Genomic DNA, 10,962 nt, shown 5'->3' with positions numbered 1-10,962 from the left:
CGGCCGAGGAGATGGTAGACGCCCTGGAACACTGGCTGAACGAGCGCGACATTGCCGAAGATCAATACGACAGCGGCGGCGGCATCTGACGACAGCGACATGCTCGAAATCTTCGAGCGGCTGGCACTGGCGGCCGGGCGCGAGGTGATGCGCGTGTTCCACGCCGGCTGCGCGGTCGACCGCAAATCCGACGCCTCACCGGTGACCGAGGCGGACCGCGAGAGCGAGAAGATCATTCTCGCCGGACTGCGCGCCGCATTTCCCGACATCCCCTGCGTGGCCGAGGAAGAAGCATCCGCCGGCATCGTGCCGCCCGACCTGGGTGGGGCTTTCTTTCTGATAGATCCGCTCGACGGCACCAAGGAATTCGTCAACCGCCGCACCGACTTTACCGTCAACATCGCGCTTGTCCGTGACGGCGTACCGGAAGTCGGCGTCGTCTTTGCGCCCTGCACGGGCCGCTTCTTTTCCGGCCTGCCGGGCAGGGCGGAATCTCTCGAAATCGATGGCGACTACCAGATCGTCGGGCGCCGGCCGATTTCGGTGAGAACAGCCATGGCGCCGCTGGCCGTCGTTGCCAGTCGTTCGCACAACACGCCGGAAACCGAGGCCTATATTCGCGACCTCGGTGCCGCCGAAATTGTCTCGGTTGGCTCGTCCTTGAAATTCTGTCTTGTCGCCAGCGCCGAAGCGGATGTCTATCCGCGCTTCGGCCGCACCATGGAATGGGACACGGCGGCGGGCGACGCCGTGCTGCGCGCGGCCGGCGGCATGACACGCACGCTGGACGGCCAGCCCCTGGTCTACGGCAAGCGCAGGCAAAGCGACGATGAGGATTTCGCCAATCCGCATTTCATTGCCAGCGGCAGGACAGGCGAGGCCACCCGCAGCTAAGGCGGGCCGACAATTTACTCCGCTGCGGCCTGCGCCGAATTCGAGCCAATATAGTTGCGGATCGTTTCGATGATGCGGTCCTGGTCGGCTTCGTTCAGATAAGGGTGCATCGGCAGGCAGAGGATTCGCTTCGGCAGGTCTTCCGACACGGCAAGGCCGGTCGGGGTGCGCGGGTAGTCGCGATAAGCGACCTGGGCATGCAGCGGCTTCACGTAGTAGATAACAGACGGAATACCCTTTTCGCCGAGATGCGCTTTCAGCCCGTCACGCTTGGGCGTCTCGATGGCGTACTGCGCCCAGGCCGAACGGCTGCCGTCCAGATTGCCAGCGGCGGTGACGATGTCGCCAAGCCCGTCGGCATAGCGCTTTGCCACCACCTGGCGGGCAACCATCTCGTCTTCGAGAATGGCCAGCTTCTCGATCAGGATCGCCGCCTGCAGCGTGTCGAGCCGCGAATTGATGCCGACGCGGACATTGTCGTATTGCGTTTCGCCCTTGCCGTGGAAGGCGAAAGACCTGAGCTGCTCGGCCAGCGCGTCGTCATTGGTGAACATCGCGCCGCCGTCGCCGTAGCAGCCAAGCGGCTTTGCCGGATAGAAGCTGGTCGAGCCGACCGCGCCGAAGGAACCGCACATCTTACCGTCGAGCGAACCGCCCATCGACTGGGCGGCATCCTCGATCACCATCAGCCCTTCGCGGTTGGCTATCGCCATGATCGCCTCGTAGTCGGCGGCAAGGCCGAACAGATCGACCGGGATGATTGCCTTCGGCTTCAGCCGGCCTTCCTTCTTGATCATGGCGATGGCCGCTTCGAGGCTGGCAATGTCGATGTTGTAGCTATGCGGGTCGACATCGACGAAAACCGGCTCGGCCTTGGCCAGTGCCACCACTTCGGCGGTGGCGGCAAAAGTGAAGCTCGGCACGAACACCGCGTCACCCGGGCCGACACCGGCCGCAAACAGCGGCAACAGCAGCGCATCGGTGCCGTTGGCGCAGGCCACGACATGCTTGGTGCCGATATAGGCGGCGAGCTTGTTCTCGAATTCGGTTACTTGCGGGCCGAGGATATAGCGGCCCTCGTCGACGACACGGTCGATCGCGGCCTTCAGCCGGTCGCGGATTCGTTCGCGCTGCGCGCCAAGATCGATGAACTGCATGTCGGCCTCAAAACGGTTTAAACAGGCGGTTTAGCCAGATAACGGCCCGCTGGTACCAGAGTTGCGCCTGTCGAGAAAGCCGGACAGGTAGAGCCGCGAATTGCCTAGGTGTCGCAGTCTGTTACCAGTATTTTCCGATGCATCTTCACAACATGCCGGAAATCCGGCCTTCGTTGACCGCGATCCTGCCCTTATAGTCCCTGCGATCGGTCCTGCGAAACACAAAGTGATCGATTGGCTCAACTTATGTTGAGCGGTACTCAGGCAATTTCATGCCGCCACGGCGGATTGGCGCCGGCCCGTGACACCGTGACCGCTGCTGCCTTGGCGCCAAGCGCCAGCGCCTTGTGGATGGCTTCTTTCGACAGGTCGGAAATCGCCGCCTTCGTCAGCAGGCCCTGCTCATGCAAGGAGGCGAGGATGCCGGCGTTGAACGTGTCGCCGGCCCCGACCGTGTCGATTACCTCCACCTTTTCCGGCATCACCGTCACGGCGTGCTCCTTGCTGTAGCCGACGGCGCCTTCGCTGCCATGGGTAACGACAATCAGCTTCGGGCCGCGATCGAGCCAGTTGCGGATGACATCCTCATGTGAGCCGGCTTCGCCGAACCAGTTCAAATCTTCGTCCGACAGTTTCACGATGTCTGCCATCGCCATCATGGCGCGGATGCGCCTGAGGTGCTTGGCCTTGTCCGGGATGAAGTTCGGCCGGATGTTGGGGTCGAGCATCATGACGCGGCTTGCGTGCTCGCGCCGCATGAATTCCTCATAGGCACTGCCGGCAGGCTCGGAGATCAGGCTGATCGCACCGAACAGCATGGCCTCGATCTCGTTGCCGAGCTCCGGCAGGTCGTCGATGGTCAGCATGCGGCCAGCCGTGTTCTCGTCATAGAATGTGTAGGTCGCCTGGCCATTGGTGAGCTTGACGAAGGCCAGCGTCGTCGGCCGTGGCGAGGTGTGTGCATAGGTAGAGCTTACCTTGCTCGCGCCAAGCGCATCCCTGAACTGACCGCCGAACAGATCCGACGACAGTCCGGAAAAAAAGCCTGCCGGCGCGCCGAGCCGGCCAAGCGCGATCGCCGTATTGAACACGGCGCCGCCGACATAAGGCGCAAAGGCCGGCTCGCCCACTGTTGTCGTGCGCGGCAGCATGTCGATCAGGGCTTCGCCGCAGCAGAGGATCATGGCTTCCTGGTCTCCGGCGGATAGATCACGCCCTTGCGGATGATGATGTTGGCGTAGAGCCGCGGCTCGCTTGTCGCGACGATGGCATGCGCCGATTTGACCCGTGCATAGAAGTCGGTGCCGGCCAGTGCAACCACCTTGCGGCCCGGCGCGCGTTTGGCGCAGATCGCCTCGATCTCATGATGGACGGGATCGGCAAGCGAAGGGTCGCCCTTGACCGACGCGCGAAACAGCGCCTCCGGCACGGCGTCGTCCACCGGCAGGACGCTCAATATCGCATCGAGCACCGGGATGAGGTGGTGACCATCGGCTCGCACCAGCCTGGTTGCCTGTTGTTCCGCCGGATAATTTCCGTCGACAAGGGCGATTTCATCGCCATGGCCCATGCCGCGCAAAATCGCCAGAAGCTCCGGACCGAGCAGCGCCGGGATTCCGATCAGCATCAGGCGCTCCTGGAAATCGTCGTCGAGCCGATCAGGAAGCGTTCGGAAAGTGGCAGGCTGGCGCCACCAAGCGCCCGGGCATGAATGCCGACGGTCCCCTCGCGTACCGCGGGCAGCTTCAAGCCTTCGCCGTCGATGGTGGCGATGGCCGCGATGATGGCGTCGACCAGCCGGCGGCGCACTGCCTTCGGCATCCATCCGTCGATCACCGCCGCTTCGAAATCGATGACCGAGGATGCGGCGACGATTGCGTAGGCGAGCGCTCGCGAAGCACTGGCGATCCAGTCGTCGAGTTCGGCGCCGATCTCGCCCCAGTCTTCCGGCGATGTCCATAGATGCGAGGCCTCGACACCGCGCGCATTGAGCGCCTTTTCGAGCATGGCGATGGACGCCACGTCGATCAGCTGGGTCGGCTTGCCGTCCGGCCCTGGCACGGGCATGGAGCCGAGTGCTCCGGCATTGCCGGTCGGGCCGCCAAAAAGCCGGCCATTCAGCACGATGCCGCCACCGGCAAAGGCGCCGATGTAGAAATAGACGAAGTCACGCGCAGCACTCGTCTGGCCGAAGACGAGTTCGGCGCCGCAGGCTGAAGTGGCGTCATTCTGCAGGTAGACCGGAAAATCGCATTGCGCCTGGATGTCGCCCCTGATGTCGCGATGACGCCATTCGTCCATGACGTCGCGCGGGGCGCCGGCGGTATCGGCCCAGTTCCACAATTCGAATGGCATGGCGATGCCGAGCCCGGCGATGCGCTTGTCCTGTGCGGGCGTCAGTTCGCCACGCATCTGCCGCATGCCGTTGCTGACGAAGTCCACCGTCTCGCGTGGCGCAGGGTAGCGGTATGAATGCTGCAGCATCGAGCGCACATTGCCGAGAAAGTCGATCAGCACGAGTTCGGCGCTGCGCCGCCCGATCTTCAGGCCGATGAAGAAAGCGCCTTCGGGATTGAGCGCCATCGGGATGGAGGGTTGGCCGATCTTGCCGCGCAACGGGGCCTGGCGCAGCAGGAGGCTCTCTTCCTCCAGCTCGCGCATGATGACCGAAACCGTCTGCGCCGAAAGTCCGGTCATGCGGGCGATGTCGGATTTCGCCAGGCTGCCGTGCTGGCGCACCAGCGAGAGCACCAACCGCTCGTTGTGGTCGCGCATGCCGCTCTGGTTGGTGCCGCGGTGAATGAGGCTGTCATTCGCCTCGGGCGAACCGTGCCTCGCTATGGCGGTTTCCACCCTGTTCCTCCCGTCGTTTCCCCGCAATGCTTTTGGGCCAGAATGGGTGAACGAAGCAAGGCTGTCAATAATAAATAAGAGTGATTTAATTATTGACAGAGGCCCCGGCCTAGTGTCTGTTGAGGCAGCGTCCACGCTGGGAGAATTTCGTTGGATGCGCTGCAGGTGCCGGTTGGCCGGCATCCGGAATGGTTCCACTGGGAGGAAAATCGTGACCAATACAAAACTGTTGAAATCGACCGTGTTTGCCGCCGCGGCTCTGGGCCTGATGGCGTTTGCGCCGTCCGCATCCGCGGCCGGTGTCGGCGCCTGCCTGATCACCAAGACCGACACCAATCCTTTCTTCGTCAAGATGAAGGAAGGCGCCACGGCGAAGGCCAAGGAACTCGGCGTCGACTTGAAGACCTACGCCGGCAAGATCGACGGCGACAGCGAGAGCCAGGTGGCGGCGATCGAAAGCTGCATCGCCGACGGCGCCAAGGGCATCCTCATCACCGCATCCGACACTAAGGGCATCGTGCCAACCGTGAAGAAGGCGCGTGATGCCGGCCTGCTGGTGATCGCGCTCGACACGCCGCTCGATCCGATCGACGCCGCCGACGCGACCTTTGCAACGGACAATCTCGAAGCCGGCAAGCTGATCGGCGCCTGGGCTGCCGCCACGCTCGGCGACAAGGCCAAGGACGCCAAGATCGGCTTCCTCGACCTGACCCCCTCGCAGCCGACCGTCGACGTGCTGCGCGATCAGGGCTTCATGATGGGCTACGGCATCGACGTGAAAGACCCCAACAAGATCGGCGATGAGGACGATGCGCGCATCGTCGGCCACGACGTCACCAACGGCAACGAAGAGGGTGGCCGCAAGGCGATGGAGAACCTTCTGCAGAAGGACAACACCATCAACGTCATCCACACCATCAACGAGCCCGCTGCTGTCGGCGCCTACCAGGCGCTCAAGGCTGTCGGCCTTGAAAGCCAGGTGCTGATCGTTTCCGTCGATGGCGGCTGCCCCGGCGTGAAGTCGGTGGCCGAAGGTGTCATCGGCGCCACGTCGCAGCAATATCCGCTGCAGATGGCGGCGCTCGGCATCGAAGCGATCGCTGCTTTCGCCAAGGACGGAACCAAGCCGAAGCCGACCGAAGGCAAGAATTTCTTCGACACTGGCGTCAATCTGGTGACCGACAAGCCGGCCACCGGTGTGAAGTCCATCGACACCAAGGAAGGCCTCGCCAAGTGCTGGGGCTGATGCCGGTCTGACCGGCAACAACCGAACCTGAGCGGTCGGGGCTTGATCCCCGGCCGCTTCGGGTGGACGATGGTCGCGTGACCGCGAACAATCCCGGCAGCAGACCGGAAAAGCGTGGACGGCGTCGGCGTTTGGCTGAAGCCCTACGGGGAGAAAACATGGCTCAAGCTCAGGAATTCGAGAAAGTTCTCTCAAGCAGCGACACCAGTGTAGCCGCTTTTGACGAGCATAAATCGGCCGTCAAGCGCATCCAGCATTTCCTGCATTCAACGCCGGCCGCCGTGCCATTGATCGTGCTGGTTCTGGCCATCATCGTCTTCGGCATCACCATCGGAGGGCGCTTCTTTTCGTCCTACACGCTGACGCTGATCCTGCAGCAGATAGCCATCATCGGCATCCTGGGTGCTGCGCAGACGCTGGTCATCCTGACCGCCGGCATCGACCTGTCGATTGGCGTGATCATGGTGATTTCAGCGGTGATCATGGGCAATTGCGCGGTCAGCTACGGCATGCCGAGCGTGCTCGCCATAGCGATCGGGCTTGCCGCCGGCGCGGCCTGCGGGCTGCTCAACGGGGTACTGGTCGCCTATATGAAGCTGCCGCCCTTCATTGTGACGCTTGGCACCTGGAACATCGTCATGGCCACGAACTTCATCTATTCGGCCAATGAGACGATCCGCGACACCGACGTCGACACCCAGGCGCCACTGCTGCATCTCTTCGCGTTGAGCTTCAAGGTTGGCACGGCGGTGCTGACGCTCGGCGTCATTGCCACGGTCGTGCTCGTTTTAGTCCTGTGGTACGTGCTCAATCACACGGCATGGGGTCGCCATGTCTACGCCGTTGGCGACGATCAGGAGGCGGCGAAGCTGTCGGGCATCCAGACCAAAAAGGTGCTGATGACGGTCTACACCCTTGCCGGGCTGATCGCCGCTTTCGCTGCCTGGGTCTCCATCGGCCGCAACGGCTCGATCTCGCCGTCCGCCGCCGTCACCGACTACAATCTGCAGGCGATCACCGCGACGGTGATCGGCGGTATTTCCCTGTTCGGCGGACGCGGCTCGATCCTGGGCACGCTGTTTGGCGCGATGATCGTCGGTGTCGTCTCCATGGGCCTCAACATGCTCGGCGCCGATCCGCAATGGAAAGTGCTGCTCACCGGTGTGCTGATCATCGGCGCCGTGGCAGTCGACCAATGGATCAGAAAGGTTTCGGCATGACCATGACCCAGGAACCCATCCTTACCGCACGCGGTCTCATCAAGCGCTATGGCCGCGTCACCGCCCTCGACAATGCCGACTTCGACCTCTACCCGGGCGAAATCCTCGCTGTCATAGGCGACAATGGCGCCGGCAAGTCGTCGCTCATTAAGGCGATTTCCGGCGCGGCCGTGCCCGATGAGGGCGAGATCCGGCTCGAAGGCAAACCCGTCGCCTTCAAGTCGCCGATGGAGGCCCGCGAAGCCGGCATCGAGACCGTCTATCAGAATCTGGCGCTGTCGCCGGCGCTGTCGATCGCCGACAACATGTTCCTCGGCCGCGAGATCCGCAAACCAGGTTTTCTGGGCGACTGGCTGCGTATGCTCGATCGTCCGGCGATGGAAAAGCGCGCCCGCGACAAGCTCACCGAACTTGGCCTGATGACCATCCAGAATATCAGCCAGGCGGTGGAGACGCTCTCAGGCGGCCAGCGCCAGGGCGTAGCGGTGGCGCGCGCCGCCGCATTCGGCAGTCGTGTGGTGATCATGGATGAACCGACGGCAGCCCTAGGCGTCAAGGAAAGCCGCCGCGTGCTCGAACTGATCCTAGACGTCAAGAAGCGCGGCCTGCCGATCGTGCTCATCTCGCACAACATGCCGCATGTCTTCGAAGTGGCCGACCGCATTCACATCCACCGGCTGGGTCGTCGCCTCTGCGTCATCGATCCCAAGCAATATACGATGTCCGATGCCGTGGCTTTCATGACTGGTGCAAAGGTTCCACCCGAGGCAGCGCTCGCGGCTTGATGCATGTCGGCCAAAAGTGCGTAACGGTTTTGGGACAACGACAGGCACGGAACAAGAATTTGAAGCGCGACGCGCAGATCGTCTGAGCGCGCCGCGTTTGAAATTGTCAAATTGCCGCAGGGTAAAGCAAGCATGGGCTGATCTAAATCGATTGAACATGTAGCGGTATCGGCTAGCATGGGCTGGGAGGAACGATGAAAGCCGGTATGATCATGGCAACCGCACGAGAGGCATCATGACGAGCGCGATGACATCCGAACCCCTCCCGCCACTGCTCGAAAATCCTGACCCGGAGACGCTCGCCAGGGAAGTCCTGAAGGCCCTCAAATACCGGGTCGGCAAGGGCACCTCCGTTGCCACGCAGCACGACTGGCTGACTGCCTCGATCAAGGTCGTGCGCGACCGCATTGTCGATCACTGGATGCAGGCGACACAGGAGGCCTACGCCCAGCAGGAAAAGCGCGTCTATTATCTGTCGCTCGAGTTTCTCATCGGCCGGCTGATGCGCGATGCCTTCTCCAATCTCGGCTTGATGGACAATATGCGAGAGGCGCTGCGTTCGCTCGGCGTCGACCTCGATCTTATCGCCGCGCTCGAGCCCGATGCGGCGCTTGGCAATGGTGGTCTCGGCCGGCTCGCCGCCTGCTTCATGGAGAGCATGGCGACCGTCGACATTCCCGCGCATGGCTACGGCATCCGCTATGCCAACGGTATGTTCCGCCAGGAGATCCATGACGGCTGGCAAGTGGAACTGCCGGAGACTTGGCTGGATCACGGCAATTCTTGGGAATTCGAACGGCGCGAACGCTCCTTCGAGGTCGGCTTTGGCGGCTCGGTGGAATCGATCACCTCGAAAGACGGCCGGCTCGAGCGCCATGTCTGGAAGCCGACCGAGCATGTTCTGGCCGTCGCCTATGACACGCCGGTCGTCGGCTGGCGGGCCAATCGCGTCAACACGCTGCGGCTCTGGTCGGGCATGCCGGTCGATCCGATCCTGCTCGACAAGTTCAATGCCGGCGACCACATCGGCGCGCTTGCCGAAAGCAACAAGGCCGATGCCTTGTCGCGCGTGCTCTACCCCGCGGATTCCCACAAGGCCGGGCAGGAACTGCGGCTCAGGCAGGAGTACTTCTTCTCCACCGCCTCGCTGCAGGACATCGTCCAGCGCCATCTCAGCCAGTATGGCGACCTGAAGTCGCTGCCCGATAAGGCTGCGATCCACCTCAACGACACCCATCCGGCCATCGCCGTGCCTGAGCTGATGCGCCTGTTGATGGATGTCCACGGCATGGATTTCGATCAGGCCTGGGATATCACCAAGCGCACCTTCGGCTACACCAACCATACGCTGCTGCCCGAGGCGCTGGAAAGCTGGGCGGTGCCGCTGTTCGAGCGGCTTTTGCCGCGCCACATGCAGCTCGTCTATGCCATCAATGCCGAAGTGCTGCTTGAGGCACGCGCCTCCGACCAGTTCTCGGACGAGCAGATCAGCCGCATCTCGCTGATCCAGGAAAATGGCGACCGCCGGGTGCGCATGGGCAATCTGGCCTTTGTCGGCTCACACTCGATCAACGGCGTTTCGGCGCTTCACACCGAGCTGATGAAGGAGACGGTGTTCGCCGACCTGCACAAGCTCTATCCCGATCGCATCAACAACAAGACCAACGGCATCACGCCGCGGCGCTGGCTGATCCAGTGCAACCCCGGGCTGACGTCGCTCGCCCGTGAGGCGATCGGCGACCGCTTTCTCGACGACATCGACGCCATCAAGGATCTCGACGGCTTCGCCGACGATGCCGCCTTCCGCGACAAGTTCGCCGCCGTCAAACGCGCCAACAAGGCGCGGCTGGCCAACCTCGTCGCCGACCGGCTCGGCATCAAGGTCGATCCCTCGGCGCTGTTCGATATCCAGATCAAGCGCATCCATGAATACAAGCGCCAGCTCCTGAACATCCTCGAGGCGATCGCGCTTTACGACCAGATCCGTTCGCATCCGGAACGCGACTGGATGCCCCGCGTGAAATTCTTCGGCGGCAAGGCGGCGCCCAGCTATCACAATGCCAAGCTGATCATCAAACTCGCCAACGACGTCGCCAAGGTCATCAACCGTGACCCCGCCGTGCGCGGTTTGCTGAAGGTGGTGTTCCTGCCGAACTACAATGTAAGCCTTGCCGAGATCATGATGCCGGCTGCCGACCTTTCCGAGCAGATCTCGACCGCCGGCATGGAAGCGTCGGGCACCGGCAACATGAAGTTCGCGCTGAATGGTGCGCTGACCATCGGTACGCTCGACGGCGCCAATGTCGAGATCAAGGAATGCGTCGGCGACGACAACATCTTTATCTTCGGCCTGACCACAGCCGAGGTCGCCGAGCGGCGCAACAATGGCTACAACCCGCGCGCCGTCATCGAAGGATCGTCTGAACTGGCGCAAGCAGTTGCCGCCGTTTCGTCGGGCGTCTTCTCGCCGGACGATCCGGAGCGTTACCGCGACCTCATCAACGGTCTTTACAACAGCGACTGGTTCATGGTCGCCGCCGATTTCGATGCCTATGCCGCCGCCCAGCGCGAGGTCGATGCGGTCTGGCGCAACAGTCCCGACTGGTACGCCAGGGCAATCCGCAACGTTGCGCGTGTCGGCTGGTTCTCCTCCGATCGCACGATCCGGCAATATGCGAAAGAAATCTGGAACGTGCCTGTCTGATGTGATTGCATGAGGCCGCGAACAATGTGGTCCCGGTGGTGTGAATTTGAAAGTCGGATCACACCACTGGAAACAAACACTCGGTGCCCGGGGAGGGACGCTG

At 62.4% G+C, this 10,962-nt stretch carries 9 protein-coding genes; 5 read left to right on the top strand and 4 right to left on the bottom strand.

Features of this window, described 5'->3' with window-relative positions:
• Positions 1 to 99: 99 nt before the first annotated feature.
• On the top strand, positions 100 to 894 hold the full coding sequence (gene cysQ, locus NKI38_RS19080) for a 3'(2'),5'-bisphosphate nucleotidase CysQ (protein WP_352659739.1): 795 nt from the start codon (positions 100 to 102) through the stop codon (positions 892 to 894).
• Positions 895 to 908: 14 nt separating this feature from the next.
• On the opposite strand, the gene NKI38_RS19075 is transcribed toward cysQ, so the two are convergent.
• The 4 genes from NKI38_RS19075 to NKI38_RS19060 form a co-directional block, all read right to left on the bottom strand.
• A complete protein-coding gene (locus NKI38_RS19075; protein ID WP_352659738.1) occupies positions 909 to 2,051 on the bottom strand; it encodes a DegT/DnrJ/EryC1/StrS family aminotransferase in 1,143 nt (380 codons plus the stop codon).
• A 260-nt stretch (positions 2,052 to 2,311) separates the two neighbouring features.
• Positions 2,312 to 3,235, bottom strand: coding sequence for a carbohydrate kinase family protein (locus tag NKI38_RS19070; protein WP_352659737.1), 924 nt, complete (start codon positions 3,233 to 3,235; stop codon positions 2,312 to 2,314).
• The gene (locus NKI38_RS19065) at positions 3,232 to 3,678 is read right to left on the bottom strand and encodes an RbsD/FucU family protein (protein WP_352659736.1); all 447 of its coding nucleotides are present in this window, start codon (positions 3,676 to 3,678) and stop codon (positions 3,232 to 3,234) included. The genes NKI38_RS19070 and NKI38_RS19065 overlap by 4 nt, the downstream gene beginning before the upstream one ends.
• Positions 3,678 to 4,904 (bottom strand): ROK family transcriptional regulator, encoded by a 1,227-nt coding sequence (locus NKI38_RS19060; RefSeq protein WP_352659735.1) that lies wholly within the window; start codon positions 4,902 to 4,904, stop codon positions 3,678 to 3,680. Before NKI38_RS19060 ends, NKI38_RS19065 begins: the two co-directional genes overlap by 1 nt.
• A gap of 268 nt (positions 4,905 to 5,172) precedes the next feature.
• Between NKI38_RS19060 and NKI38_RS19055 the strand changes: the two genes are divergently transcribed.
• The 4 genes from NKI38_RS19055 to NKI38_RS19040 all read left to right on the top strand — a co-directional run bounded on the left by NKI38_RS19055 (position 5,173) and on the right by NKI38_RS19040 (position 10,859).
• A complete protein-coding gene (locus NKI38_RS19055) occupies positions 5,173 to 6,150 on the top strand; it encodes a sugar ABC transporter substrate-binding protein (protein WP_502899336.1) in 978 nt (325 codons plus the stop codon).
• Positions 6,151 to 6,308: 158 nt separating this feature from the next.
• On the top strand, positions 6,309 to 7,370 hold the full coding sequence (locus NKI38_RS19050) for an ABC transporter permease (RefSeq protein ID WP_352626701.1): 1,062 nt from the start codon (positions 6,309 to 6,311) through the stop codon (positions 7,368 to 7,370).
• On the top strand, positions 7,346 to 8,155 hold the full coding sequence (locus NKI38_RS19045) for an ATP-binding cassette domain-containing protein (protein WP_352659734.1): 810 nt from the start codon (positions 7,346 to 7,348) through the stop codon (positions 8,153 to 8,155). The genes NKI38_RS19050 and NKI38_RS19045 overlap by 25 nt, the downstream gene beginning before the upstream one ends.
• A gap of 235 nt (positions 8,156 to 8,390) precedes the next feature.
• Positions 8,391 to 10,859, top strand: coding sequence for a glycogen/starch/alpha-glucan phosphorylase (locus tag NKI38_RS19040; protein WP_352659733.1), 2,469 nt, complete (start codon positions 8,391 to 8,393; stop codon positions 10,857 to 10,859).
• The last annotated feature ends 103 nt before the right edge of the window (positions 10,860 to 10,962 follow it).

This window comes from Mesorhizobium sp. M0621, assembly GCF_040320745.1.
In the GTDB taxonomy this organism is placed as follows: Bacteria; Pseudomonadota; Alphaproteobacteria; order Rhizobiales; family Rhizobiaceae; genus Mesorhizobium.
This window is presented reverse-complemented; position numbering and strand designations above follow the sequence as displayed.